Below are 25,972 nucleotides of genomic sequence, written 5' to 3'. Positions count from 1 at the left end.
TGTAATCTAGATGAACTGAATATAACGGCGCCGCCACGGGAGCTTCAGCTTGGCCCGGGCATTCTGCATGGCATCGACCAACTCGATGACAGGAGATGAGCCATGTCGAAGATGAAATTCACCACCGCTATCGCCGCAGCCGCTGCGCTGGCTTCGCTTGCACCCGCCGCCATTCCGACCATGGCCATGGCGCAGTCGAACGGCATCACCAGCTGTGACGCCCCCGGCGGTCGTCAGCAGACTGGAGCCCTGATCGGCGCGGTTCTGGGCGGCGTTGTGGGTTCGAACCTCGCCCGCAACGAGCGCACCATCGGCACCGTCGTCGGCGCTGGCGCCGGCGCTGCGGCCGGTTCGTACATCGGCTGTAACCAGCAGCGCGCCCGTCAGAATGCCTCGTATAACTATGACGACGGCAGCCAGCTGCGGGCCATGTCCAACCTGAACGTCCGTTCGGGTCCGGGCACCAACTACCGGGTCGTCAGCCGTCTGTCGGCCGGCCAGCCCTTCAGCGCCACGAACTCGCAAGGCGAATGGGTGCAGATCGCGGGTGGCGGCTGGGTCAACGCCCGCTACGTCACGCGCTAAACACGGCTTTGCCGGAGTTGAAAGGCCGCCCTTCGGGGCGGCCTTTTGCGTGGGGCTACTGGCTGACCCAGAGGATACGGCTCATCCAGTCGATGTCGCGCCGGGCGAGTATGCGCGGTTCATACGCCGGGTTGATCGAGGCCAGCGTCACGCTTCTCGCACTTATGGCGGCGATCTCCTTGGCGAGGGTTTCGCCGGTGGTGGTTCGCACCACGACGCGATCGCCGCGGCGCACGTTGACGATGTCGCGATCCACCAGCACACGGTCGCCGGCGCGGTAGAGCGGCGCCATCGAGTCGCCGCTGATTGTCAGGCTGAACAGGGTGTCCTTGGGGCGGGGCAGATCGGTCTGATCCCAGCCATCCCCGGTCGGCAGACCCGCGTCGTCAAAGAATCCGTCCTGTCCCGCCTGCGCCAGACCTAGCAGGGGCGCGGTCGACGGACGTTCCGGCGCGTCCTGCGCCAGTTCCGCGAAGTCGGCCAGCGACAGCCCGGTGACGTCGAGAACCCGTGTCAGGCTTTCCGTCGATGGCCAACGGGGACGCTCACCGGGACCAAGGCGTTTGGACGGGTTGAAGCTGGTCGCATCCAGTCCAGCGCGCCTGGCAAGGCCAGAGGCGCTCAGGCCCTCACGTCGGGCGAGGCCATCGATGGCCTTCCAGATCTGGGCATGGGTGAGAGGCAAGAGGCGGTATCCCGGCGATTCGGCCGAGCCTAGAACCTCTGCCTAGGAATATCTACCTGTCCTGCGACGCGATCCGGTTCTCTTGCCAGACCCAGAACGTTCCGATGCCCAAGGCCAGCAGGGTGCCGTACTGGGTGATGTTCAGGACCGTGTAAAAGGCATCGGTGGTCGGAGAGACCACGAAACGGTTCATGGCGTGGCTGGCGACGGCCAGCGCCTGCAGGGCTGTCGCCCAGACCACCCATGTGGACCGACGCCAGCAGAGAGCGATGTAGACGATCAGCAGAACGCAATCGATCGCGAATAGAGCCCAGGGGAAGACGGACGGGGTGGCCTGAAGCTGCACCACGAGCGACGCCAGCCAGGCAAGCACATAGCTGCCCGCGAAGGTGCGCTCGGTTGCTCCGCCCTTCCAGAAGGCGAAGGCGCAGATGGAGATCGCGAAAAGCGCTCCGATCTGAGCGGCCAGACTGAAAAACATAGAAAAACCCCCGCGCCTGTCGACGCGAGGGTCATCATGAACGTGCTTGGCCGATTTCGGAAGTTCCGAGCTCGACTATTACGCCGAATTCAGGCGACGCGGAGTTGGCCGGTCGGCTGCTCCGGGCGGTCGCCCTTGTTGATCGGGCCGGCGGCGAAGACGCCGTAGCCGAGGCGGCGATGATCCTTGGCCATCTCGGTGTGGCACTCGACCACGGCCTGACGGGCGGCGCTGAGAGCGGCGATCGCTTCCATGGCCTTGGCCTGCGAGGCAGTGCAGGCGACGGGCGAGACGCCCAGCTGCGAACGGGCGCCGATCATCGATTGCACCAGCGTAGTCGCGCGCACGATGGCTTCGTCGACAGCTTGTTCGGTCGCATTGAGGTCGCCAGCGACGTGGGCGATGACTTCAGCCTGAACCACGAGATTATCCCCTTACAAAACTAGGTAAGCGGTGCCTTAACACATTAACCAGAGGGTCGGCAAGGTTTTGTTCACCATGTAGTTGCACCTTTCGTTAACTACTCGCCTGTTCGGCGATCACGAATCTCCATCGGCCATCTGGAAGTGGGCGGTCATGGTCGCGATCGGCTGCGCCGGATCGGCCTGCCAGGCCTCGATCGAGACATGGGCGACGCGACGACCGGCCCGACTGATGCTGGCGCGGGCGTGGACCTCCACCGGTCGTCCCGGCCGCAGGTAGGAGATGGTCACATTGATTGGCCGTGGAGGCGTTGCGCGAGGGAAGGCCGTCGCGACCTGGGCCATCGCGGTCAGCTCCAGCATCGCCGCCGTCGCCCCGCCATGCAGTTTGGGTGGAAAGGGGTTGCCGATCAGGTGATCGGAAAACGGCATGGTGACGGTCAGGACGCCGTCCCGCTCGGCCGCCGTCAGTCCGAGAAAACGCGCATACGGAATGCTGGCCAGATAAGCGCTCACAGGCCGCCCTCCCTAGTCTCGCCGGCCAGCATGTAGCTGCCCTGCGCCGCCGCCACGGGGTTGGACGCCTCGTCTTCGAAGGCCCACGCCCGCACGAAGGCGATCGACCGGGTCAGGCGATAGCAGCGCGCCTCGGCGATCAGGCCGCGGCGGGGCAGGGCCGGACGCATGTAGTCGACGCGCAGATCCAGCGTGGCGATGCTCTCGAACCGATCCAGCTTCGTCCACACGGCCAGTCCGCCCGCATGATCCAGCAGGGCGGTCACCAGACCGCCGGCCAGCACCTCGCTGTGCGCATCGCCTGCCAGATCGTCTCGCCAAGGTACGCGCAATCGGACTCGATCGCCGTCGACGCCGTCAAAGGCGAAACCCAGCGCATGGGTGTGGGCCGCGGCCGAGGCGAGCTGCGGCATAAGGTCGGAAATCTGTGGAGTGCTCATCCCGGCAACATCGGCCGCACCGGCGACGCGACGCAAGCGCGGCTCGTGCGTTTCCGAAATTCCGCATGAGGCCCATATCCAGATCATGATCCGCTTCGAGGACCTTCTCAGGCCCACGCCCGCCGGCCTCTACTGCCCACCCGGCGACTTCTACGTCGATCCGGTCAGGCCGGTGGACCGGGCGGTGATTACCCACGGCCACTCGGATCACGCGCGTCCGGGCCATGGCGCCGTTCTCGCCACGCCCCAGACCCTCGGGATCATGGCCGAGCGCTATGGCGAGGAGTTCACCGGCCGCCGTCAGTCGTCAGCCTATGGCGAACTGGCCTCGCACAATGGCGTGGAGATCACGCTTGTCCCCGCGGGGCATGTACTCGGCTCGGCCCAGGCCGTCATCCGTTGGAAGGGCGTCACCATGACGGTGTCCGGCGACTACAAGCGTCGTCGCGATCCGACCTGCGTTCCGTTCGAGCCGGTGAAGAGCCACGTCTTCATATCCGAGGCGACGTTCGGCCTGCCGGTCTTCAATCATCCACCAGACGGCGAGGAGATCGGCCGCCTCGTCCAGTCCCTGCGCCAGTTTCCCGAGCGGGCTCACCTGGTCGGCGCCTATGCGCTGGGCAAGGCGCAGAGGGTGATCCGCTTGTTGCGGGAGGCCGGCTGGGACAGGCCGATCTATGTCCACGGCGCGCTGGAGCGGCTCAACAGGCTCTATGAACGCGAGGAAGTTGAGCTGGGGCCTCTCAGTCCCGCCACGGGCCTGAAGGCCAATGCCTTGGGCGGCGAAGTGGTGATCGCGCCTCCGTCGGCCACGCAGGACCGCTGGGCGCGCCGTTTCGCCGATCCTGTACTGGCCTTCGCCTCAGGCTGGATGGGTGTTCGGGCTCGCGCACGTCAGCGAGGCGTGGAGTTGCCGCTGGTGCTTTCGGACCACGCGGACTGGACGGAGTTGACCGACACCTTCACCGAGCTGACGCCAGAGGAGATCTGGATCACGCACGGTCGCGAGGAAGGACTGTTGCGCTGGTGCGAGCTCAGGGGCCAGAAGGCCCGGGCGCTGCGACTGGTCGGTTATGACGAGGAAGACGACGAGGTCGAGGATCAGGCGACCGAGCGGGCCTGACCATCTGTGTCCACGCCGGCTTCCGCAGCAGCGGCCGCCTGCTCCAGCGCGGCATTCATCGCCATGCGCAGGCGTTCCGGCTTGATCGGCTTCTCGACGACCGCGGCCATCCCGATGGACATGTAACGCCTGGCGTCCTCCGGATCCGCATTGGCGGTCAGGGCGACGATCGGGATGGCGTTGACGGGACCCTCAAGCGCCCGAATGGCCTGGGTCGCCTGAACGCCGTCCATGCGGGGCATCTTGATGTCCATCAGGATCATGTCGAAGCGGCGTTCCTGCACGACCTGAAGGGCTTCAAGCCCGTCTTCGGCGGTTTCCGAGGTGCAGCCGAACATCTCGCATAGCGCCTGGGCGACCACGCGGTTGGTGGCGTTGTCGTCGACGATCAGCACATGCGGCGCGGCGCTGAGATCCAGATCCGTCAGCGTCTCGACGTTCGAAGGCTGGGCGGGCTCCATGTCAACGCGCTCGACGTCCAGATCGAACGAGAAGGTCGCGCCCCGGCCCGGGTTGTTCTCGGCCCAGATGCGTCCCTGCATCCGGTCCACGACCTGCCGACAGATCGACAGGCCGAGGCCCGCGCCGTCGGGGCCCGAGCCGTGCACGAACGGCTCGAAGATTTCATCCACCCGATTGCCGTCCACGCCGGGTCCGTCATCCCGCACGCGGGCTTCCAGCGCAATGCGATCGCCCTTGGCGACGGCCTTGAGGCTGGCCTCGACCACGCCGTTGCGGGCGAACTTCAGGGCATTGCCGATCAGGTTGTTGAAGACCTGCTTGATCCGGACCCCGTCCACGAGGGCGGCCAGCTCCGTGTCGCCTTCGTAGCCCACCATCAGGGTGATGTTGTCCTGTGAGGCACGGGGCGCCCACATGGCCTGGACTTCGTCCATGAGCGCGCGCAAGGGCGTGGGTTGCGGCGTCAGCTCCAGCTCGCCCGCCTCGGCGCGGGAGAGGTCCAGTGCGTCCTGAAGGATCCGCAGAAGGGTCTCGGAAGACTCGACGATTGTGGTGACATGCGCTTGGGCCTGAACGTTGAGCGGCTGTCGACGCAGCAGTTCGGCGACGGCCAGGACGCCGTTCATCGGCGTGCGCAGCTCGTGGCTCATGATGGCGAGGAACTGGCTCTTGGCGCGGGCGGCCATCAGGGCCTGCGTACGGGTGTCCGTCAGCACGCGCGCCTGCTCGGCCAGCTCTTCATTCTGGCGACGCTGACGATCGTTCACCGCCTGCAGCAGGGAGACGGCCGTTCCGACCCCGTGATAGCGACCCTGCCGGGTCACGATGAACCCTCGCATCAAGGCGCCGGGCCCGCTCTTCAACAGGGTGTCGCAGAAGGCGTCGATCGATACGCCGGCCTCGACCACCGCGGGCTCGGCGTCCATCAGATGGATGATCGGGCGTTTGGCGTAGAGGGAGTGACCGAATGCGCCGGCGATTTTCAGCAGGAAGGCGTTGCGTTCGATAAGACCGACTGGCCTGTCACCCTCGACGACGGGGATGACCAGAGTGTCGGGTTCGCGTTCGAAACGCGCGAAGATCTCTTCGCCCAGCGCGTTCGGAGAAGCGGGTGTAGCGCGCTCCGTTAAGGCTTCGATCGTCGGCATACCGGCCGGCACTCCACTGGGACCTGTGGACAGATGACGGAAAGCGCTTGAGGAAGGGTTAAAGTGCAGGAACCGCCGTTTTTCGGCCGTTTTTGAATCCTGTCGCAGCGTGGTGTAGAAGGCCCGCCCGTCGGTTCGCCGGCCCCATCCCTTTGTGCATGCGCGCGTCCGACCGGGCGACCGCAGGTTTGTCATGACCGAAATCGGCCTGAACCCCGCTGCGACCTCGGCTCTCGTCCTGTTTTCGGGCGGGCAGGACAGCGCCACCTGCCTGGCCTGGGCGCTGCAACGGTTCGCCCGGGTGGAGACTGTTGGCTTCGACTATGGCCAGCGTCATGCGGTCGAGATGCAGGCGCGTCTGGACGTACGAGAGGGTATGATGAAGGTCCTGCCGCAGTGGGCGGACCGGCTGGGTCCGGACCACGTCGTGGACCTGACCGGCTACGGCCGTATCGCCGAGAGTGCGCTGACCGCCGACCGGGCGATCGAGATGGATGCGCGCGGCCTGCCGACCACCTTCGTTCCGGGGCGCAACCTCGTCTTCCTGACCTGCGCCGCCGCACTGGCGGATCGTCGTGGGCTGGAGGTGCTGGTCGGCGGCATGTGCGAGACCGATTACTCGGGCTATCCAGATTGCCGCCGCGACACGATCGAAGCCATGGCGCGCGCGCTCAGCCTCGGTCTGGACAAGCTGGTCGTCATCGACACGCCGCTGATGAGCCTGACGAAGGCGCAGACCTGGGAACTGGCCGACACGATCGGCGGACAGCCGCTGGTCGATCTGATCGTGGACGCCTCGCATACCTGCTACCGCGGGGATCGCGAGCACCGGCATGTCTGGGGCTATGGCTGCGGCGACTGCCCGGCCTGCGAACTGCGGGCGGCGGGATATGCGGAATGGGTCGCCGGATGACCTATTCGGCCAAGGAAGTCTTTCTGACGGTGCAGGGGGAGGGTGGTCAGGCCGGCCGCCCGGCGGTTTTCCTGCGATTCGCCGGCTGCAATCTGTGGAATGGGCTGGAGCGGGACCGCGCGACGGCCGTCTGCACCTTCTGCGACACCGACTTCGTCGGCGTGGACGGCGATGGCGGCGGCAAGTTCGCGACCGCTGATCTTCTGGCTGACCATGTCGCTTCCTTGTGGCGGGGGCGCGAGGGCGATCCCCGTCTGGTCGTCTGCACAGGCGGGGAGCCCCTGCTGCAGCTGGACGCCCCCCTGATCGAGGCCCTGCATTCGCGCGGCTTCGAGATCGCCATCGAAAGCAACGGCACGCTGGAAGCGCCCACCGGCATCGACTGGATCTGCATCAGCCCGAAGGCCGATGCGCCCGTGCTCCAGACCGCAGGGCAGGAGCTGAAGCTGGTTTTCCCGCAGGCCAGGGCCATGCCCGACCGGTTCGAACACCTCGATTTCGAGCGTTTCTGGCTCCAGCCCATGGATGGTCCGGATCAGGCGGCCAACACCGCCGCCGCCATCGAATACTGCCTGACGCACCCGCAGTGGCGGCTCAGCGTCCAGACCCACAAATACATCGGCGTCCGCTAATGCCCGTCTTCGAGATCACCAAACAGGCCACCTTCGACGCGGCCCACCACTTCCCCAACGAGCCGGAGGGCAGCATCTATCGCCGTGTCCACGGCCATTCGTTCACGGTGGAAGCGACGGTGCGCGGTGAAACGCTGGATCCGGTCCACGGCTGGGTCGCCGACCTTGGCGCGCTGGATACGGCGCTGAAGGCGGCTGCCGAACAGCTGGATCACGGCATGCTGAATGATCACGCCGGGCTGGAGCTGCCCAGCCTTGAGAACCTGTGCCTGTGGTTCGCCAGTGAGCTGAAGCCGGAATGGCCCGGCCTGTGCCGCATCCAGGTGGCGCGGCCGACCATCAACGAGCGTTGCGTTCTCAGTTTTTAGTCAGCAAGCCCGGCCCTGTCGCTGGCGTTGCTCGCAGCGGCGTTGTTCGCGTTCCCATTCGCGCTTTTCGCGCTCGGATTTCGCCTTGGTCTCGGCATCCGATGTGGTGACGGCGTCCACGCCCGCGCCGATCACGGCGCCGGTCGCCTTGACGCCCGTGCCCACGACCGCGCCGGCTGTTCCCACCACAGCGCCGACGATGCAGCCCTGAAGCATCAGGGCTCCCGCGATTGCGGCGGAAAAGGCGGCGATGCGCTCGAGGTTCAACATGGACGGCTCTCCCGACACATCAGGATTACGGAACGGGGCGGGTGGTGGGCGGCGAGGGGTTCGAACCCCCGAACCCCTCGGTGTAAATCGCCCTAGAGTTGTTTCCGGGCATTTCTGCCTATTTCCGGTATCTAGTAAACTCATGAATTAAAATAGAAATGTGTTTCACGACTATTCAGCGGTTTTCGCCAGACATTGTCCTGAAAATCCCTCTGGCGTTGCATTTTCGCTCACCTCTGGTAGGTATTCGCTGCCTGAAAAATGGGGATGTGACGTTGGCCAGCTCAGCGAAGCTCAACACCGATCGCCAGCTGGCTGCTCTCCGTCCGGACGACCGTGCGCGGGACCATAACATCGTTGGAAGTCCCGGGTTGACCCTACGGGTCTACAACTCCGGCGCCAAGCAGTTCGAGCTGCGATACACCGGGCTTAACGGCTCCCGTCGTCGACTTCTTCTTGGCGTCTACCCTGACCTGTCCCTGGCGCTTGCTCGCAAGAAGGCGGCCGCTGCGCGGGTGCAGATCGTTGAGGGGCGCGACCCCGCGGAGGAACGCCAGCTGGAGCGGCAGCGTGCTCGCACAGACGAAACACTCGATGAATTGGCCGAGGAGTATTGGGAGGCTGCGAAGGTCGGGCTCCATGGCGGCCGCAAACGGCCCAAGCGGGCGATAACGATCGAAAACGAGAGGAGCATCTGGAGAAACCACATCACGAAACCGCTGGGGCGGATGCGCTACCGCGAACTCCGCCGCGCCGGGGTCAAGGTGTTCGTCCGATCGCTCGTCGTCGACAAAAAGCTCGCAGCCGGCAGCGTGGCGTCCATCGCGGGGCTGCTCCAGTCGGTCCTGAACTACGCCGTCCTCGAAGAAAAGCTGGAGGCGAACCCCGTCGCCGGTCTGGCGCGACCGCTGGCCATGGTCTCGCGGGACCGGATGTTCGATGACGCTGGTCTTAAGGTGATCTGGGATGCCGCGATAACCGCCGAAACGCCGCTCACGGACGAGGAGATCAGGAAAAACGTCGCGCGACCGGAGCCCGTGACCGGACTGGCGATGCAATTGCTCATGCTCACGCTCACGCGGCGAAACGAGGTCGCCGGAGCCATGAAATGCGAGGTTGATCTTTCGGCCGGGCAATGGACCATCCCGACCGCGCGGGCGAAGGCGAAACACATCCACGTCGTGCCGCTCACGCAGGAGGTTCGCGAGGTATTCGCGAAGGCCTTCGCCCTCGATCCGGCGAGCCCTTTCGTCTTCCCGTCAGCCCATGTCGCGGACCAGCACATCGAGACCCGAGCGATCACCCGGGCTTTCGCCCGGATTTGCACGAGGACCAGGATGCCCCAGCGGTCGCCGCACGACGTGCGGCGTACCGGGGCGACAGCGCTGACCGGTCGATACGGGGTCAGCCGGTTCATTGTCGGCCTCGTGCTCGGGCATACGCCGAACGACGGGGCGGCGGTGACGGCCGTGTACGACCGCCACACCTACTTGCCGGAAAAGCTCGCGGCGCTGACGGCATGGGCAAACCATCTGACGGGCAAGTCCGTCACGCCGATGGGAGACCAATCCACCGTCGAGGGAGCGGTCAGGACGGCGGATCTGACGCCGGCGAAACAAGAGGCCCACGAGCTGGTTCGCCGAGGCGATCTGCACCAAGCCGTCCTTCTTCTCGGCATGAAGGCGGCGCGGCGCTCCGACGCCTCAGAGGTGCATCTGGAGATTCTGACCCGCGCGGGACTGGATTACGCCGGTCGCGGCGATGTCTCCGAACTGCAGCGCTGGATCGACGGCTTTTGATACTGGTCGCTTCAGCCTCATCTTCAACGGGGTGAACGCCGTCAGCTGCGTATCGATCGCGGCCTGATCGCGGAAGTTTGCTCTTCGACAAGAATCGACGCGCGGAGCGTCGTTGGCGAGCTAGAGGGGAACCGGTTCGACTGCAACAGCATACGTGGCGCCCCCGGAGAAGGACTGCAATTGCTCGCCGACAGTCGGCATTCGCCCCGAGCTTAGCCGGAACCTGAAGGAGGACCTCAGTGCGCGTTGAAGCACCGTATCGTAGGTCACTGTGATCGTGAGATGCGCCACGTGTTGCCGGCCAGTGACCTTTGCGACGTTGTAGCTGATAGCGTCCAGCACCCATCGGCGCATGAGGGCGGTCGAGAGCGTGAGGGTTTCGGCCTCCGCCTTTGCCAGCGAAACGATAAGCTGTTCTTCGTGAAGAGCGGTGGGGGCGAGGCGAGGGTGGGCGCTCTCCCATCGGAGCCCAGCCGGCCCCGCGAAGCACTTTCTCGGGAGCTTCCCGACGCTCTCGACCAAAAGGATTTCAGCCGCCAGCGGAGGCTCCTGAAGGTCTAACTCTAAGTGAACAAGGAGATTCAGCGCCGGACCGTTGCCGTGGTTCTCGAGGGCGAACGCGTTGTTGCGATCAGACATGGCGTCATAACCGTTTCCCATGTCGAAATAGTAGGCGAGGTCTCCACGCTGCGGCGTGATGGTGAGAACCGGCGCGCTGGCGAGCTCTCGAGCCCGCTCCATCTCCTTGGCGGAAAGAGCTGCGCTTCGCGCGCTAAGGGCGGCGAAGATGGCCGCCGCTGCAGTGGCTACTGCGCTGACCAACTGGACCAGGGTTTCGATGGGCGGCGTCATGGCAGAGCCTCAAAACTGGTCAGGATCGTGGATTGACCCGCTTCGAGTATAAATCCGGGTCCGTCTTGCTCGACACGAATTCCCGATCGGTTTTCCTCGTAGGTACCCGGTTGAGCCAAAACAGGCATTGGCAGGGTCAAGACAGGCTAGATCACATCTAACCGCAGCGGCGATGCGCCATTGGCGATGGCCCGACAGTCGCTGGAGTTGGCGACACCACGTGCGAAGGGTGAGAGCTCATGGTTGTCCTTCCAAGGGTCGTCATCCGCGCCTTCGGGTCTTCAAATCGCGGCGGATCGCCGGGCGAACTGCGTTTTGCGGTCATTTCGCCCTTCCATTAACCACCAACCCGTTCTCTGGCGGTCCATACGGTCTTCAACCTGCGACAACCACAGCCTGCTTTTCGTGCGGGATAGAATGTGTATTGGGTGGCGAGGGGAGGGGCCATGACAGGACTCAGCGCGTACGTCTTCATTTCGCATGCGAGTGCGGACAACGCCCGGCTGCGTCCGGTCGTCATGGCCCTCCTCGAGGCGGGCGTGCCCCTGTGGATCGACAAGCCGGAGGACGCCGGCCTCGACCTCGCGCCGGTTCATTTCGTCGGGTCGATCAGCAAGGCCGACCGATGGACCTCCGTCGTCGATCAGGCGATCGCTCGGAGCTGCGCCATGTTGGTCTTCCCGTCCGCCGCGGCCGCGCGAGCCCGGGAGGTCCGGCGGGAAACCGAGCGTGGGCTGGCGATGATGGAGCAGAATCCGGAGCGTTACTGCGTCTTGCCAGCATTTCTCGACCGGGCGGACGAGGCGTTCGACCGCGCGCTGACAGGCGGCGTTCAGGGATTCAACGCTTGGGTGGAGGCTGACGGGTCAGGCCTCTATCGGATCGCGCCCGCGGCGGAAGGGGACGTCGCCCGCCTCGCCCGATATCTCAGCGACAGGGTCCGGGCGGCTGACGCTCGATCGACGGCCCCCCTGGGCGGGAGCCCACTCCCCGCGGAGTATCACATCCCCTATCTGGTGGACCGGTTCCAGCAACGCGACGTCGCCGCTGCGTCGATCCGAAGACATTCATCCCCAATCCTCGTCGTACGGGGGCGGCCGGAGGACGAGCTCGGGCGCTTTTCGAGCACCACTCTGGTGCGCCGTGTGCTTCCGGAAATCGCACACGCAGTGTGTTCGGCCGAAAGCCTGCAGATACTTCGTGTTCGGTGGCCGACGGCGTCTCTCGATGACACTCAGGCGTTTGCGGAGGGCCTTCTGTCGACCTTGGGCGAGCGGTTCCAGCTCGATAGTCGACGTCTGCGGCTCGGAGGTCGCGAAGATGGCGTGGACGAACGTTGCCGGCGACTAGCGGCGTCGTTCGCGGAAAACGGAATCTGCCGCGTCGTCGCCGCGCGCAGAACACTTGCGCCGGGGGACAAGGCTGGCGCGGCGGCCGCAGTCCGGGCGTGGAACGACTTCTGGAACACCTTCCCGCTCGATGTGGCCAACGCCGCATCGCTCACGCTTCTCCCCGTGCTGGAGATCGTGCTCGATCCGGCCCAAGCGTGCTCCACCGGCTGGCTGGAGCGGCTCAAGGCCTCACTGAAGAAGACTCCGGATCCGGCTGCAGGCTCTGGTCTGTGCATCGTCCCGGAGTTGGGCAATGTGACCACCCTATGCGCCCGGGAATGGGTCGAGACCGACGTCCTGTTCGCCGATCAGCCGGAAGGCGTCCGAGGCCGGATGGCCGATGACTTCGCAGGTCTGTTCGCGACCGATCGAGCCGAGGGCGCCATGCCGATGAAAGCCTGGGCGACCGTCGCGTCGCCCATTCTATTGAACGCAGGGTATGTGTGATGAGCGATGAAGACAGTTCCCGCTTTCTGGATTTCTACAGAGGATCCGGCGTCGCGCGCGGCGAAGACTTCCCCATTCGGTCGCTGGAGGTCAGCGAAACCCTGATCGCCGCCCAGACCCGTCCCGAGGGATACCGACTCGGCGGCTCACCTCGCGGTCAGGCGATCATTACCGCAGTAAACGTGGCCTTGGCCCTTCGAACGCCTCTCTTGGTCTCGGGCGAACCCGGGTCCGGCAAGACCCAGCTCGGCTATGCGATCGCTTGGGAGCTCGGCCGTCCCGAACCGCTGAAGTTCACGACCAAATCCACCAGCGTAGCCCGAGACATCCTCTATGAGTACGACGCGGTCCGGCACTTCCGGGCAAGCCAAACCGGCGCGGTCGTCGATGTCCGCGATTATATCAACTACGCCCCTCTCGGGTTGGCGATCCTGCTTGGTTCGCCCCTCGCCACCCGCCGCCATTTCCTTTCGCCCGCGGTCTTCGAAGAGTCTCATGATGCTGATCTTCTGCCCGTACAGGCGGAGCTTCATCGGTTGCTGCGAGCCGAGGCGCCGCGCCAGGCCGTAGTTATCATCGACGAAATCGACAAGGCGCCGCGGGATTTTCCCAACGACCTGCTCGACGAGCTGAATACCCTCGGGTTCCGTATTCCCGAGCTGCAGGGCCTCCAGACGCCCCAGCTCGAGGTCGGGCTGCGGCCGATCGTTCTGGTGACCACCAACGGCGAACGAGCCTTGCCGGACGCTTTCCTGAGACGCTGCGCCTACATCCACATGACCTATCCGACCGGCGAGGAGCTGGACGATATCCTGATGTCGCGGCTCGGCGGGGTCTTCGACGAGGGCTCGATCTTCCGGCGCGACGTGCGGATCCTTTTCGAACGAATTCGCGAAGCCGACGAGATGCAGAAGCCGCCGGGCATCGCTGAACTTATTCAGTTTCTTCAGGCCACTGCGGCGCTCGGGGCGGATCCGAACCGGTCGCTCGCGGACCAGAGGATGATAGCCCTCGACGCGGCCCCGCTCCTGGCGAAATCCCAGGGTGACCAGGCTATTCTGATCGATGCGATCGCATCGGTGCCTCCGGCGCGTCGCTAGCCCCGCTCATGACGTCCACGGACTATGAGCGTTATTATGATGACGCCCTCGCAGCCTGGGCTTCGTCGACGGGGCGCGCGGCCCACGCGCTCAGTCGCGGACTGTTGCAGAATATCGAGGCCAGCGGGTTTGTCCTTGGACTGGACGGTCGTCTCCGCGTCATGGCCATCCTCGCCGAACTTGAAGCTGGCGGGCAGGGGACGAGTTCCCGGATCCTCTGCGATCACATCGCGCCCCTGATCGTTCGGGACCCTGATGGACGGGACCGCCTGCAGGCCGTGGTCGATCGGTGGTGGCGCGCTTCGGTCGGCCATCCCGAGACCTTCGGGCGAATCCATCCGCTGCGGTTATTTCTGAACAGGATGTTCCGATCGCGGGTGCAGCGATGGGTGTTCATCTTTCAGCTGTTCATGACCGGGATCGCCGGCGTCGGGATTGCGGTCGGGCTGCTTGGGGAGGCGTGGACACGGGTGAACGTCGCCGACGGAGTGGTCGCCGGTCAGGGCGGCGACGCGCCACGGGTCGCCCTCGACCAGGCGCCATCCGTAGCGACCCTTCTGAGCGGGGAGACGCCCGTACCGGTGTTGACCGCGGCCGCCGCCATGGGCGTGCTCTCACTCGGCTGGGCGGCGACAATCCTCCTGCGACGATCCGGTCTACGCCGGGGGCGCCGGGCTGACCGATCTCGGCTGACAGAGCTTTATCTAGACAGCGCAGGGGCGCGGCTCGAAGCGAGACGACTCGACAGGGTGGCCGACCGATTCCGGACCCCGGGCCTGGGACCCTCCCGGATCGACGTGCCGGCCAGCGTGATGGCGAGCGCGCGCGCGGCGGGTGTCTTCACCGTCGTCGAGCGTATAGGCAGGTCGCTGCCGGACTACACGATCCTGATCGACAGGCGGTCCGGACTGGACCATGCGGCTCGGTGGGCCGAGGCGGTGTCGGACGCGTTGGCGCGCGCCGGGCTCGGCGTCAGGCGATACTTTTTCGAAGGCGCGCCCGACCGCGTGCGCGATGACAGGGGTGGTCGGCCGGCGGCCTTACGGACCCTCCGAATCTCCGAGGAGGAGCGGCTCATCCTGTTTGGGGACGGTGTTGATCTCGCGTCAGCGCTCGGCCCGCGCTGGTTCGAGGGACTGGATCCGTGGGAGCGACGCGTTTTTATCGATTCCAGCCAGGCGGGCGTCGGGGGCGCGATCGGGATCCGATCCGAGGCCGGACCAGACGAGGGCGCGAGCGCGCCGGCGACGCTCGGAGGTCTGGCAGAGGCCGCTCGCCAGCTCGCTAGTGATGTCGCGCCCGGAAACCTGCGAGGCGGCGGAGCGAAACGCTGCCCTTTGCCGCCCTTCCTGTTTAGCGATCGCGCGGGACTGACGACCGACACGCCGCCATCGCCTGAGGATCTTGATCGTCTCGATCGCGAGCTGGCGTCCTGGCTCGGGCCGGCCACCTATCGCTGGCTATGCGCCTGTGCGGTCTATCCGACGATCCATCCCGATCTCACCGCGTCGCTCGGAAGATTGCTGCAGGACCACTTGGGCCGACCCGTGAGTTTGTCGACCGGAGCGGGTCGGCTGAATGGACTTCCATGGCTGCGCGTAGGCGACATGCCGGACTGGCTGCGGGTCCGGCTGATCGGCCGCCTCGGCGCCGGCGACAGCACGATTATTCGGGCCTGTATCCGGCGGATGCTCGACGGACTGCGTCGCGGACCCGGAACTGCAGGGCCCGCCGGCGTACGGTTCGGTCGCCCCGATCAGGATGGCGTCCATTCGGACCGACCGTTCATCGAGTTTATGGCGCGCCGGGTGCAACACCCCGATCGACCGTCCCTGGCCGCCACGCGCGCGCTTGGCGCCCTGCTCGCGCCGCTCGGGCTCGGTCGCGACGATCGGCGTTGGCGGGCCGCCATTTTCGGACTTGGCGCCGCGGGCGCGATCGGCGCGGGAGCCGGTTTCGTCTGGGCGAGGGACATCGCCGGCGCACCTGGCCTGCTATTCGCCGCCATTCTGGGATCGGCCGCCATCGGGCTGCTCGCCTTCACCGCGGCCATGATCAGCGCGCTCTACGCTGGAACCCTAGAGCTGGAGGAGAGCCTGAAGGCCTTCATCGACGAGATCGCGGCCGCGATAGCCCGGCTGAGGAAGCGCTCGGGCGGGCGACGGGGGTGGGCCTCGCAAGTGATATGGGTCATTGAGGCGGCCTTCGGTCACGCTGCCGACCGAGCCGACCGGGACACGCGGGTCCGGATATTTCTCGTTCACATCATGTTTGCGGTCGTGTTTATCCTGATCGCTTTGGCCGCGACAATGGCCGCCCTGGTCGACTAGCCACAACGGGCTCTTCTGGACGTCTTTGGACAGCGAGGGCGCGCCGGACGTGGCGACCTGCGGAGCACTGACCAAGCGGTCAGCGATCGCGAAACAGCCGCCAGATCCCGGAGGCCACGGAGGCCGCCCTCCAACCCACGATCGTGGCGGCCGCCTGGCTTACGACCGTCGACGTCCGTCGGGCGCCGCGCAGATCGACCGCAAGGATCGGTTTACCAAGAGCCTCCGCCAGTTCGATCTCGACCTGCATCCAAGGGCTGAGAGACGCGTAGATCCCCGTCGGGATCACGACGACATGACAGCGGGCGATTTTCGACTTGAGTCTGCGGCTGAGCGCCGCTCCGCTGCGGACGCCGGGTATGCGGCGTTCCCGGGACACGGAATGATCGCAGAAGAGCAGCCGCGCGCGACCGGCGCGCCAGTCCGTCTCCCTCAGCCAGCGCCTCAGGGTTTCGTAGTGATGGCTGTGCCGCCACGAATGACTGATGAACACATGAATGCGATGTTCGACCATGCGTCAGACGGGGGCGAGCAGACGCCCTTGTCCCAGGTCGGCGCCGTCCACGCCGGCGACGAATCCGTCGGTCCGGGTCGTGCTGATCAGGCGCGCCGCGATCATTTTTCCCGTCGGCCGCGTGGGGCCGGCCAGAAGCGACTGCAGCCACAGGGCGGCCACCCCCGCAGCATGAGGCCCCGCCATGCTGGTCCCGCTCATGGCCACGAGGCCGCCGCCGGGTTCGGCGGACACGATGTCCACGCCCGGGGCGACCAGGACGGGCTGACTGTTGGAGAAGGTCGCGATGTCGTATCCGCCGGCGCCCGGGCCGAAGGCGCCGACGGAAACCACGTCGGCGGCGGCGGCGGGGAGGGAGGCGGCGATGCGATGGTCAGGTCGCTGGTCCCTCCGGCTCTCGTTGCCGGCGGCCGCGATCACGACCGGCGAGGCGCCGAACGGCGCATTCGCCTTGATGATTGCCATGAGGGCGTCGAACATCCGCAGGTTCTCGCGGTAGGCCTCAAGCGCGACCGAGGTGGCAAGATCGATCGGCCAGCCGTCAGCGACCAGTCGGTTGACCATTCCGGGGAAGTCGAAGCCGAGGGACATCGAAACCACTTGGGCACCCGCCCCCATCGCCCAATGGAGGGCGTCGAACACCATGTCGGATCCGCCCTTTCCGTCGTCGCCAAGAACCTTGCCGACCAACGCGCGGCCGACACCGCGCGCCACGCCGATCCGTCGACCCTCCACGTCCCGTCCAAAGATCGTTCCTGCGCAATGGGTGCCGTGACCGTGGACATCTCCATCCCCGTGTCCGGTGAAGTCGCGCTCGATCAGTTCGACGCCCTGGAAGGCGGGATGCCGGCGGTCGATCCCGGTGTCTAGGACGGCGACGGTCGCGCCCTCGCCGGAATAGCGGGTGGCGTCGGCCCCGATCGCGGCCAGACCCCAGCTGTCGCCGGCGGCGGAAGATGAGGCCGCGAGCGGCGCGATCAGACGCGTCGGCATGACCGGCGCCACCGCCCGGACCGTCGGGTCGCGCCGGATATCCGCGACCGCGGCCGGCGGGAAAGCCTCAACAAGGAGACGCAGGTCGGACGACGGTGCTGCGGCGTTGCGGACGCCTACGGCAACGCCCGACGGCTGTGAATTGGTCTGAAGAACAATGTAGCGGGTCACGGAGGATCCTAGAGCCTGCGGGTTTCAGCGAGTTTTCGGTAATGGGCTCCGAGCGCGGTCAGTCGGCAGCCGGCCGAATGCATCGCGGCGTAGTACATGTGGTCCGCGCCCTCCGGCACGACCAGACCGTGACGATTGCAGGCCTGGAGCTCCTTGAAGATCCGCACCTTGTCCGGGTCCACGGCGATGTGATCGTACTCCGGCGCGTTGCGGCGATCCTCCTCGAAGGACGGATCGAGCGCGTAGGTGGCGGCGCGATCGGGGAAATACTCCGGGAGCCGCCGTAAGACATCCATGGGCACCTTGGGCGCGACCTGTCTCAGGGTGATGAAGGTCTGGACGTTGGCCTTGTAGATCGGGCGCTGCTCCCAGGGACCGAGGGTCTGGTCGACGTGGGAATACAGCGCCGCAGGGGTGATGTTGCCGCAGATGTCCGAACAACCGCCCTGCAGGCCGTCCAGGAGGATGTCGGTGAACAGGCCGTGCCGCACCCCGTCTTCCGCCTCGCCCTCGCGATGGCTGGCGGTCAGGATGGTGACCCCGGTGCCGATCACCGACGGAGAGCCCGCCGCCAGCCCGGGGATCTCGCCAGCGTAGCCGGAATGGCAGCAGTCCAGAATGATCACCGTGGACTTGATGCGCGGATAGGCGTCATTGGCCAGACCTAGGACTTCGGCGAGGGACAGGCCCCAGGCGCCGCGGCGCCCATCCTGGCTGACGATGTAGCCGGCGTTGGTCTCTGGGTTGATCAGGCCGTGACCGGCGAAATACAGGACTGCGGTTTCGGCCTCGGCCTTGAACAGATCGGCGACGGCGACGCTGAGCGCGGCGCTGTCCACATCCTGGTCCGCGCTCGTCAGGCTGCGAACGGAAAAGTTTGGCGACCCGTCGCCGTTGCTCTCCAGAAGCTGCGCCACGGCCACGGCGTCATTGACGCAACCGCGCAAGGGGCGCTCCGCATAGGCGTCGATGCCGATTACAAGGGCGCGTTTGGTCATCGTCCGCCCCCGACGAGGATCTTCAGGTTATCCCAGGTCCAGTTGTAGATCTGGTCTTCGGCCTTAGCGGCTATTGGCTTGATGCACGTCTTGCCGCTGTAGCCGTTCAGCAGAAAGTAGGGGACGCCCTCGTCCTGCGCGATCCGGAGCTCCGCGCTCACGCCAGCGGCCGTATTGGTATGCTCGCCGCAGATGACGCAGACGACATCCACCGCCTTGATGCGGGTCCTGGCCTTGGCCTTCCAGTTTTCGTCGATGTGCTCCTTGATCGACCAGTCGGCCAACTCAAACGGGCTGTCCGAATTCCTCGCCTGGCCGACGAGGAACACCTTCAGTGTCTCGTCGTGATCGTAGTCGAAACTGATGAAGACCTTTGTCTTGGCCAAGGCTGCCTCGTTAGGGTGACGCGCGCGTCGTTCGGGTGATGGGATTGAGGTGAAGGAAGGGAATGCCGTGGTTCCGGGCATGGTCGGCGATGTCTCCGACGCCGCCGCGGCCCGCCGCAGGTTCCCCGTCCCAGACCAGGATAAGCAGATCGCTCCGGTTGGCCACATGGAGGCCGGCCTCAAGGAAGGCGGTTTCGGGGTCCACCGCCCCGGCGAGCTGGATGGGCTGCGAGTGGTCCAGCAGCCGGCGATAGGCTTTGAGACCGTCACCGGTGAAGAAGCGGTCGTAGTCCGGCAGGGGAATGATTGCGGTGACCGGAATTCCCGCGCCAAGACAGGCTTTGGCGAAGAGCTGGTCGCTTCCGACGGCCAGACTGGTCAGGGCTTCGGTGAAGGGGCCACGGCTCTTGATCGCGTCGATCATGGCGGACCGGGTCCAGTCCCAGTCGAGGCCCGGTCTCTGCTGATGGCCGCTGACCCCTACCCGGCGTCGAGCGGTCACCGTGGCGGTTCGCGTCTGGATCATTGGCGGAGGGCGCGGCGCAGGTCCGCATAGAAGTCGCTGGCGACTTGCCTGCGCGCGACGCTCTCGCTCAGCAGGATCAACTTGCGCCGGAGGCTCAGGTCGGCCGCCTTCGAGATGCGGGCATACTCGTCCAGCTCCGCGTCGGTCCGCATGTATGGCCATTTACGCAGGAACTCCGGCGGCACGGCGTTTTGTCCGGAGTAGGTGGCGAGAGGATAGTTTTTCTCAGTCGCCACCCCGACTTCCCAAGGCACCCATTGTGACGCCAGTGTCGCCGGCAGTACGACCGCGAGCAACTGCGTGCAGTCCGCCATCCGGCTACGGATATGATCGGCCAGATCCTCGCCGCGGGCGAACAGGCCGTCGGCCACGTCCAGATAGCAGGCGATGTCGTGGCGTTCCCTGAGCCTGCGCGCGATGTTCTCGCTCAGCCCCGAGTCCGCCTTCTGGTGCGAGATGAAGACCTTGACCATGTGAAACCTGTGCACTTCCGCCGAAGCGATACCGCGCCTCCGACTTTAGCCACGCCTAGCCCAGAAAGCAGCTTCATGGCGAGTAGATTTCTTCACGCATGTATCTAAGATTGTGCAAATCGTCAGGAGACCGGGCCGAAGTTGCAGGGCCCAAGCACAGACAGGGCGAAGTGTGGACGTCGCGACGCCCTGCAACCTCGCGTCGATGGGACAATCAAATTGCCTTAGGGTTGTTTCGGGGCGGTTCACCCGCGAACTCTGGCCTGTTTGGAGCGTACCAGACCCCGCTCTTCGCCATGACACGCCGACTCAGCGTTGCGGCGGTGGTCGTGCTTGGTCTCCATTTTGCGAGCTCTTACGGATTCATAGTCATCTGACGCGGACGTCGTCGACCAATGAGACTGAGCCGGCTCGCTGTCTTTCAAAGGGGGGAAGACGGGGGCCGGGAGGCCCCGCCGCGCCTAGCGCGACAGGGTCCTCGATCGTCTGGCGTCCGATCAGAAGTTGATTCCAACACCGACTGCGCCGCCCGAGCCGCCCCGGTCGGCGAAGCTCGCCGAGCCGCGGAAACTGATCCGGCCCGAAGCCAGACGGTGCGACACGCCGATGGACATGGCCGATTCGCCACGCCAGTGGCCCAGGCCGGCACCGATGGTGGTGCCGCCCGGTTCGAAGGCCTGCGGAATGGTCGCCGCCGCCATGGCGGCCGCCGTGCCGGAACTGGCGAAGGCGCGCATCTCTTCCGTGCCGCCGCCGGTGATGCCGGCAATCTGTTCATCGATATAGGCCTTCGCTTGATCCAAGGTCCGGACGTCGCCCGCGTCGGCATAGGTGCGTGCGACGCTCAGGGTGTTGGCGTCCCCCTGATCGGCGTAAGTGCGCGCCGAGGTCAGGGCTTGAGTGGCGGCCGCGTCCGAATGGGCGTTAGCTGAAGCCAGGGTGCGTACATCAGCCTCATCGGCGTATGAACGCGCAGAGCCTAGCGTCTGTGCGGCGCTGGTGTCGGTGTACGTCCGGGCAGACGAGAGGGTGCGTGCAGCGGCTTCGTCGGCGTAGGTGCGGGCCGTGGTCAGGGTCTGCGTGGCCGTAGTGTCCGTGTAGGCCCGCGCGGATGTCAGGGTCCGGGTAGACGCGTCATCAGTGTAGGACTGAGCGGAGGCGAGGGTCCGGGTCGCTGACGTGTCGGCGTAGTCTTGCGCCGACGTAAGAAGATCGGCCGTCGCCCGGTCTGTGTAGGTTTGCGCGGAGGTCAGGATGCCGTTAACGGCGGTGTCGGTGTAGGCTTTGGCCGTGGCGGTGGCGGTGTCGATGCGACCGTTCATCTGCCCGACGGTGGCGGCGTCTGTGGGAGCGACGCCGTCGGAGAGATTCACGAGGCGTCGTGTCATCCCGATCTTACCGAAAGAAACCGTATATTCTTCCGTGGCTTGGCTTTCTCGGCCGATAGCTACGCTGTTCTCTGCCTCCGCTAGAGCCCCGAGCCCTAATGCAACGGCCGATCCTGCAGCGGATGAGCTGGCGCCGATTGCTACTGATCCATCGGCAGCCTGTGCGTTAAGACCGACGGCAGTAGATGCGGTGCCGCCAGCATTGGCGAAAGCGCCGACCGCAGTCGTGCCGAGACCGGTTGCGCTCGCCTGGAGACCACAACTCAGCGAGTAGTCTGCAGAAGTGTTTGTCGTGCAGGCGACCTGCGCAGCCGCAGTTGTCGATCCCATAACAAGGCCCACCAGAGTGAACCCGAGTGAAAACGTGAGTTTCATTGAACTGTCCCAAAGAGCCGGGGGACTACAGGCCACAGCTGTCGCCGCCACACAGGTGCGATGAACCGGGCGAAATGGCGACGACGTTTCTGCAACTTGCCCGGTCTGAATTCCGCCGCGTCCCGTAGGTCGTCGCGCTTCAGTTCCTTCAGTTGAAGGTGGCGCAATCGGATGGGCGGAACGGATCAGTTTCGGCTCCGACGGCAGAGGGGTGCAACCGCCTCAAGCGATGCTGGCGGAACCGCCGTCGGGAGCGGACGACGAGCGGCTTAGAGCTCATCCTCGCCATCCGTCCGGCCCCACGCAGCGAGTTCGACGAGCACGCGTGCCGGAAGGAGTCTCAAGTTCGCGGTTCCACGCCTGTTTCGTCGCATTTCCATCTCTTCGCTTCCTGTCGCCGCGCGCCGACTGCCTGCGGGCGCGGGCGCCCTCATAGCGGCCGCTCGAGATCCGCATCGATATCAGAGCGCGCCATGTCACGTCCCCGTACATCTCCCCCTTCTGCCGCCGCCCATTGCGCCGCACTCCCGACGAGCAAGGCGAATCCGGGCGCGTGAACACCTTCACCAACACGTCGTCCGGCATCGTCAGAGCCAACGCCGGCGGGCTTACGGGCGGCCTGTACGGACGGGGCTTCCGGCTTCGGAGCGGCGCGGATCATCAGCGACCGGACGGTTCGCGTCGGCAACGCGGGCCTGATTGAAGCGACGAGGCCTGGGTCTATCGCGGAGACGGCCCAAGGCGTGAGCGGTGTCGGGTCGGCCAGTTTCGTCCTGAACGATACGGGCGTGGTCGGAGGCGGGGCGACACCGTCGTCGCTAAAGGCGAGGACGCGAGCGACGAGACGCTCCGCAGCGAGCGCGGCCATGCTGGATGTTCGGTTCTCTGCATAAGGATTTGCGGTCACGGCGAACTCGAAACATCGAGAGAGGTCAAGGTCGCCATGTGTGAAACGTCAGCCGGCTGAGGCAGCACCGACGGCCCCGGCTGAGCTCTATCAAACCTCCCGACCGCACTCGATACGTCTCATTCGCGGAGAGAGGGGGTTGGGGCGTCACGGGTTGGGAGAAACCGGAACCAGTTGGGCCAGCACGATTTTCCAGCCCGCCTCCTGGCTCTGCCACAGTCGAACATAATAACCTTGGCGCGCCTGACCGTCACGGGTCCAGACGGCCTTTCCATAGGTCCAGACCAGGTCCCCATACGTGGAAGCGCCACCGCCTTCGGTCGGACCGAAGCGAAAGGTCGAGGGCCACGCGTTTAGCGCTTGGGCGAACGCGTCCCTTCCAATCGCAGGCGGTTGGGACGCGACATAAAGGCGGCCGTTATCGGCCAGCTGGGCGAGGTGGGCCGCCCTTTGATCGGTCACGGCAGCCCTCGCGAGTTCGGCCTCCAGTTCCCGCACGGCGTTCATTGCGCCTTCGGACGCAAGCGGCGCGGTGTCCGTCGGGCCTGGCCGGAGCACCTGGATCAAACCCGGGCCCGGCGGCAGAATCACCGGCTCACTTTCCTGTCCCGGAACATTGGCCGCGCTGGCGACCGAGCCGCCGTCGTAGACCCACTTCCACGATCCGTCGGTCTGTTCTTTCCAGATGGTGAAGTAGTGCCCGCTGCGGCGACCGGCGACCTGAACGCCGCCGGTGGTGAAGCCCAGCTCACCCGAGCGCGAGATCCCGGCGGAGGTCGGCCACCACTCCAGCAGCGGCTCGTCGGCGGGACGAGGCGTCCCGGGCGGGTAGGCGTCGGGCACGCGCTGCACGCCCTGCGGGCCGATGACGATCGCTTCGGGCGCCGCCCATGTGTTGAAGCTGGCAGCTATGCCCAGGCGCGCCCCGTCGGCGGCGAAGGCCCGCTCCGCCGCGATGACAGGCGCGGCATTAGGGGTCTGGGCGAGAGCAGGTGATGTGACCGCGAAGACGGGCAGGGTGAGCAGGGCAAGTCGGTGCATGGCGATCTCCGTCGCCATGCTGCTCACACCTTCTCGCAGACCGCCATCACGTCGCGACGGATATTCGTCGAGTCGAGCCTTAATCGCCGCGCGTCCTCAAGACAGCTTCATCGCCATGGGCTCCGGAACCTCGTGAGGGGGCGTCCGCCCGTCTACGGCTCACACTCGACCCTGACGCTGGAGCGGCCAGAGGCCTACTGGGTGCCGTCGTACCGGCCGGACATCATCGAGCGGCTGCGGGCGCACGGCGTAACGATGGAGACTCTGGCGGAACCGCGGGTCGTGAACGTGGAGATGCTGAAACTCGACGACCCGAAGCTGGCGACGCGCGCCAACGAGGGCTACGTCCAGATATCGGTCACGCAGGTGACGCGGGAGACGCGTGACTGGACCTTCCCGACCGGCTCGGTGCGGGTGCGACCGATCAGCCGCTGGGCGACATCGTGGTGCTGCTGCTGGAGCCGCAGTCTAGCGAGAGCTTCTTCGCCTGGGGAATGTTCCCCGAGGTGCTGAGCCGGGTCGAATACATCGAGGGCTATGCAATCGCGCCGTTGGCCGAACGCATGCTGGCGGCGGATCCGGCGTTGAAGGCCGAGTTCGAGGCGAAGCTGGCGGCGGACCCGGATTTCGCGGCCAACGGTGATGCGCGATTGCAGTGGTTCTACGAACGGACGCCGTTCTATGATGACCGCTATCGGCTGTACCCGATCGGGCGGGAGGGGTGATGAGCGGAACTCGCCCTTAGCTTCGGGAATGGTTTCTCGTCCTGTCCGCGAGCGCCTTGTGCCAGTTCGGTCATATGGCGGCGACATGCGTCCCTGCCTTGCCTGGGTCTTCGGCTGGACTGGCCCTATTGAGCGCCCGTCGCAATCTGGTCGCCTGAGGCTTGCTATCACGACCGGCGCTCATTTCGATCCACTCAAATCTTGAGGAGCTTACGATGTTTCGCCTGACAGGTGTCGCCCTCGGCCTGTGCCTAAGTCTAATCGCAACGTCGTGTTCGGCTGTCGAACTCTCCTCGTGGCTCTCGCGACACGCTATAGCCCTAGAGTCGGTGGAGCCTGGTCGCGGCGGTCGCGATCTGTCCGCGCTTGCCGCCCTCATTGGGGAACGACGGGTTGTGGCGGTCGGCGAAGCCGCCCATGGCGCGCACGAGATTTTCGCGTTCAAACACCGTCTCTTCCGGTATCTCGTAGAAACTGCGGGCTTCAAGGTCATGGCGTTCGAAATGAGCTACGCCGAGGGGGCGGCGATCGATCGCTATGTCCAGGGTGGTCAAGGGAATCCCCGGGCCCTTCTTGCCAGTCAGAGACTCTGGCCGTGGCGAACAGAGGAGATCGTTTCGCTGGTCGAGTGGATGCGGTTCTACAATCTGTCGGCTCCGGCGGACAGGCGGCTGTCTTTTCACGGTGTCGACTCGGGCAACGGCATGGCGCTGGGCCTTCCGATACTGATCCGAGACTTCGCTGAAAGACGGGAAGACGTCGGTGACCTCGTCGCCTTGAAAGACCTTGTCGAGGGTCCCGCGGCGCGGGACCAGGAACGCGCGCTGGCTCTCTTTGATCGGATCGCAGCCCGGATCGATGCGCCGGCTTCGACGGTGACCGCCTCGGAGCGCGCCCACAGGCTTAAGCTTCTTCGGACGGCGCGTCAGAACTACGAATACTACTTCGTCGACATCGTCTACGAGGTCAGGGACAGGCACATGGCGGATAATCTCGTTGCGCTTGTCGACGACAGGGAAGGGGGCGCGAACAAGGTCTTTTTCTGGGGACATAACGCTCATGTCAGCAGGGATTCCCATCACTACCGTTATCTGGGCGATGAGATCGACTGGCGGAAGGTGAAGCCGGCGGGCGCCCATCTGTCCGCAAGGTTCGGAGATGATCTGTTCGTGATCGGCAGCGAGTTCCTCTCGGGCGATACGCTCGCGCCCCGCCGTTCGGCAGACGGTCAGATCGCCTCGATCGAGCCGTTCAGGGTGCCGCCCGCGCCCGCGGGGTCTTTGCCGGCCGTTCTCGGGGCTATCGAATCGGGGTCCGTCATTGTCCCGATACGTCACCCCACGGAGATTATCCCGCTCGCGATGCGAACCCCGATTGATGCTGACAGCTACGGCGGCGCCATGCCCGGCGAAGAGCGAAGCCTGGTCCCGACGGTGTTGTCCGATAGCTATGACGCACTGGTCGTGCTGAAGACCATATCACCCAGCCATCCACTGGACTGAGCGCCTTTG

At 65.4% G+C, this 25,972-nt stretch carries 26 protein-coding genes and 2 pseudogenes; 11 read left to right on the top strand and 17 right to left on the bottom strand.

The genetic code is table 11. From position 1 onward, the window contains the following. Positions 1-102: 102 nt before the first annotated feature. Complete coding sequence (locus tag ACIQC9_RS07180) at positions 103-585, top strand: SH3 domain-containing protein (RefSeq protein ID WP_400613903.1); 483 nt, start codon at positions 103-105, stop codon at positions 583-585. Positions 586-640: 55 nt separating this feature from the next. On the opposite strand, the gene ACIQC9_RS07175 is transcribed toward ACIQC9_RS07180, so the two are convergent. The 5 genes from ACIQC9_RS07175 to ACIQC9_RS07155 form a co-directional block, all read right to left on the bottom strand. Beyond that, a complete protein-coding gene (locus tag ACIQC9_RS07175) occupies positions 641-1,270 on the bottom strand; it encodes a helix-turn-helix transcriptional regulator (protein WP_400613901.1) in 630 nt (209 codons plus the stop codon). Between the two features lie 52 nt (positions 1,271-1,322). Then, entirely contained in the window at positions 1,323-1,751 is a 429-nt protein-coding gene (locus ACIQC9_RS07170; protein WP_400613899.1) for a hypothetical protein, read from the bottom strand. Positions 1,752-1,840: 89 nt separating this feature from the next. Further along, complete coding sequence (locus ACIQC9_RS07165; protein WP_400613897.1) at positions 1,841-2,173, bottom strand: hypothetical protein; 333 nt, start codon at positions 2,171-2,173, stop codon at positions 1,841-1,843. A gap of 117 nt (positions 2,174-2,290) precedes the next feature. Then, positions 2,291-2,689 (bottom strand): PaaI family thioesterase, encoded by a 399-nt coding sequence (locus tag ACIQC9_RS07160; RefSeq protein ID WP_400613895.1) that lies wholly within the window; start codon positions 2,687-2,689, stop codon positions 2,291-2,293. Beyond that, positions 2,686-3,165, bottom strand: coding sequence for a PaaI family thioesterase (locus tag ACIQC9_RS07155; protein ID WP_400613893.1), 480 nt, complete (start codon positions 3,163-3,165; stop codon positions 2,686-2,688). The genes ACIQC9_RS07160 and ACIQC9_RS07155 overlap by 4 nt, the downstream gene beginning before the upstream one ends. Before the next feature lie 49 nt (positions 3,166-3,214). Here ACIQC9_RS07155 and ACIQC9_RS07150 point away from each other — a divergent pair, with 49 nt between their 5' ends. After that, positions 3,215-4,252 carry a ligase-associated DNA damage response exonuclease gene (locus tag ACIQC9_RS07150; RefSeq protein WP_400613891.1) on the top strand — a complete coding sequence of 346 codons (1,038 nt, stop codon included), beginning with the start codon at positions 3,215-3,217 and terminating at the stop codon, positions 4,250-4,252. Here the strand turns inward: ACIQC9_RS07150 and ACIQC9_RS07145 are convergent. After that, entirely contained in the window at positions 4,231-5,862 is a 1,632-nt protein-coding gene (locus ACIQC9_RS07145; RefSeq protein WP_400613889.1) for a response regulator, read from the bottom strand. The two genes, ACIQC9_RS07150 and ACIQC9_RS07145, sit on opposite strands and share 22 nt — an antisense overlap. 193 nt (positions 5,863-6,055) lie before the next feature. On the opposite strand from ACIQC9_RS07145, the gene queC reads away from it, so the two are divergent. From queC to ACIQC9_RS07130, 3 genes are read left to right on the top strand one after another with little or no spacing between them, the layout of a single operon-like run. Beyond that, a complete protein-coding gene (queC, locus tag ACIQC9_RS07140; protein ID WP_400613887.1) occupies positions 6,056-6,775 on the top strand; it encodes a 7-cyano-7-deazaguanine synthase QueC in 720 nt (239 codons plus the stop codon). Then, positions 6,772-7,407: a 7-carboxy-7-deazaguanine synthase gene (queE, locus tag ACIQC9_RS07135; RefSeq protein ID WP_400615410.1), complete on the top strand. Its 636-nt coding sequence runs from the start codon at positions 6,772-6,774 to the stop codon at positions 7,405-7,407. Before queC ends, queE begins: the two co-directional genes overlap by 4 nt. Continuing rightward, positions 7,407-7,775 (top strand): 6-pyruvoyl trahydropterin synthase family protein, encoded by a 369-nt coding sequence (locus ACIQC9_RS07130; protein WP_400613885.1) that lies wholly within the window; start codon positions 7,407-7,409, stop codon positions 7,773-7,775. The genes queE and ACIQC9_RS07130 overlap by 1 nt, the downstream gene beginning before the upstream one ends. Here the strand turns inward: ACIQC9_RS07130 and ACIQC9_RS07125 are convergent, their stop codons facing one another. Next, on the bottom strand, positions 7,776-8,045 hold the full coding sequence (locus ACIQC9_RS07125; RefSeq protein WP_400613883.1) for a hypothetical protein: 270 nt from the start codon (positions 8,043-8,045) through the stop codon (positions 7,776-7,778). 158 nt (positions 8,046-8,203) lie between these two features. Between ACIQC9_RS07125 and ACIQC9_RS07120 the strand changes: the two genes are divergently transcribed. Continuing rightward, positions 8,204-9,844 (top strand): tyrosine-type recombinase/integrase, encoded by a 1,641-nt coding sequence (locus ACIQC9_RS07120; RefSeq protein ID WP_400613881.1) that lies wholly within the window; start codon positions 8,204-8,206, stop codon positions 9,842-9,844. A 120-nt stretch (positions 9,845-9,964) separates the two neighbouring features. Here ACIQC9_RS07120 and ACIQC9_RS07115 read toward each other — a convergent pair whose 3' ends face one another. Beyond that, positions 9,965-10,696, bottom strand: coding sequence for a hypothetical protein (locus tag ACIQC9_RS07115; protein ID WP_400613879.1), 732 nt, complete (start codon positions 10,694-10,696; stop codon positions 9,965-9,967). Positions 10,697-11,142: 446 nt separating this feature from the next. Between ACIQC9_RS07115 and ACIQC9_RS07110 the strand changes: the two genes are divergently transcribed. From ACIQC9_RS07110 to ACIQC9_RS07100, 3 genes are all read left to right on the top strand, one after another. Further along, complete coding sequence (locus ACIQC9_RS07110) at positions 11,143-12,534, top strand: TIR domain-containing protein (protein WP_400613876.1); 1,392 nt, start codon at positions 11,143-11,145, stop codon at positions 12,532-12,534. After that, positions 12,534-13,634, top strand: coding sequence for an AAA family ATPase (locus ACIQC9_RS07105; protein WP_400613874.1), 1,101 nt, complete (start codon positions 12,534-12,536; stop codon positions 13,632-13,634). The genes ACIQC9_RS07110 and ACIQC9_RS07105 overlap by 1 nt, the downstream gene beginning before the upstream one ends. Before the next feature lie 161 nt (positions 13,635-13,795). Beyond that, entirely contained in the window at positions 13,796-15,964 is a 2,169-nt protein-coding gene (locus ACIQC9_RS07100; RefSeq protein ID WP_400613872.1) for a hypothetical protein, read from the top strand. A 79-nt stretch (positions 15,965-16,043) separates the two neighbouring features. Here ACIQC9_RS07100 and ACIQC9_RS07095 read toward each other — a convergent pair whose 3' ends face one another. The 9 genes and pseudogenes from ACIQC9_RS07095 to ACIQC9_RS07055 all read right to left on the bottom strand — a co-directional run bounded on the left by ACIQC9_RS07095 (position 16,044) and on the right by ACIQC9_RS07055 (position 23,754). Then, on the bottom strand, positions 16,044-16,478 hold the full coding sequence (locus ACIQC9_RS07095) for a TIR domain-containing protein (protein WP_400613870.1): 435 nt from the start codon (positions 16,476-16,478) through the stop codon (positions 16,044-16,046). Between the two features lie 3 nt (positions 16,479-16,481). Further along, on the bottom strand, positions 16,482-17,642 hold the full coding sequence (locus ACIQC9_RS07090; protein WP_400613868.1) for a S8 family peptidase: 1,161 nt from the start codon (positions 17,640-17,642) through the stop codon (positions 16,482-16,484). A gap of 8 nt (positions 17,643-17,650) precedes the next feature. Beyond that, positions 17,651-18,640 carry a caspase domain-containing protein gene (locus tag ACIQC9_RS07085; RefSeq protein ID WP_400613867.1) on the bottom strand — a complete coding sequence of 330 codons (990 nt, stop codon included), beginning with the start codon at positions 18,638-18,640 and terminating at the stop codon, positions 17,651-17,653. After that, entirely contained in the window at positions 18,637-19,026 is a 390-nt protein-coding gene (locus ACIQC9_RS07080) for a TIR domain-containing protein (RefSeq protein WP_400613865.1), read from the bottom strand. The genes ACIQC9_RS07085 and ACIQC9_RS07080 overlap by 4 nt, the downstream gene beginning before the upstream one ends. 10 nt (positions 19,027-19,036) lie before the next feature. After that, positions 19,037-19,450 (bottom strand): hypothetical protein, encoded by a 414-nt coding sequence (locus ACIQC9_RS07075; RefSeq protein WP_400613863.1) that lies wholly within the window; start codon positions 19,448-19,450, stop codon positions 19,037-19,039. A gap of 98 nt (positions 19,451-19,548) precedes the next feature. Next, positions 19,549-20,025 carry a toll/interleukin-1 receptor domain-containing protein gene (locus ACIQC9_RS07070; protein ID WP_400613861.1) on the bottom strand — a complete coding sequence of 159 codons (477 nt, stop codon included), beginning with the start codon at positions 20,023-20,025 and terminating at the stop codon, positions 19,549-19,551. Between the two features lie 497 nt (positions 20,026-20,522). After that, positions 20,523-21,413, bottom strand: coding sequence for a YadA C-terminal domain-containing protein (locus ACIQC9_RS07065; RefSeq protein ID WP_400615408.1), 891 nt, complete (start codon positions 21,411-21,413; stop codon positions 20,523-20,525). An 18-nt stretch (positions 21,414-21,431) separates the two neighbouring features. After that, positions 21,432-21,743 (bottom strand): annotated as a pseudogene (locus tag ACIQC9_RS07060) (hypothetical protein); the annotation flags it as partial. A 1,099-nt stretch (positions 21,744-22,842) separates the two neighbouring features. Then, positions 22,843-23,754 carry a nuclear transport factor 2 family protein gene (locus ACIQC9_RS07055; RefSeq protein WP_400613858.1) on the bottom strand — a complete coding sequence of 304 codons (912 nt, stop codon included), beginning with the start codon at positions 23,752-23,754 and terminating at the stop codon, positions 22,843-22,845. 129 nt (positions 23,755-23,883) lie between these two features. Here ACIQC9_RS07055 and ACIQC9_RS07050 point away from each other — a divergent pair. Both ACIQC9_RS07050 and ACIQC9_RS07045 read left to right on the top strand, forming a co-directional pair. Beyond that, positions 23,884-24,461 (top strand): annotated as a pseudogene (locus tag ACIQC9_RS07050) (carboxypeptidase); the annotation flags it as partial. 215 nt (positions 24,462-24,676) lie between these two features. After that, positions 24,677-25,963 (top strand): erythromycin esterase family protein, encoded by a 1,287-nt coding sequence (locus ACIQC9_RS07045; RefSeq protein ID WP_400613856.1) that lies wholly within the window; start codon positions 24,677-24,679, stop codon positions 25,961-25,963. The last annotated feature ends 9 nt before the right edge of the window (positions 25,964-25,972 follow it).

Origin of the sequence: Brevundimonas sp. NPDC092305, from assembly GCF_044755415.1 — a bacterium.
In the GTDB taxonomy this organism is placed as follows: domain Bacteria; phylum Pseudomonadota; class Alphaproteobacteria; order Caulobacterales; family Caulobacteraceae; genus Brevundimonas.
This window is presented reverse-complemented; position numbering and strand designations above follow the sequence as displayed.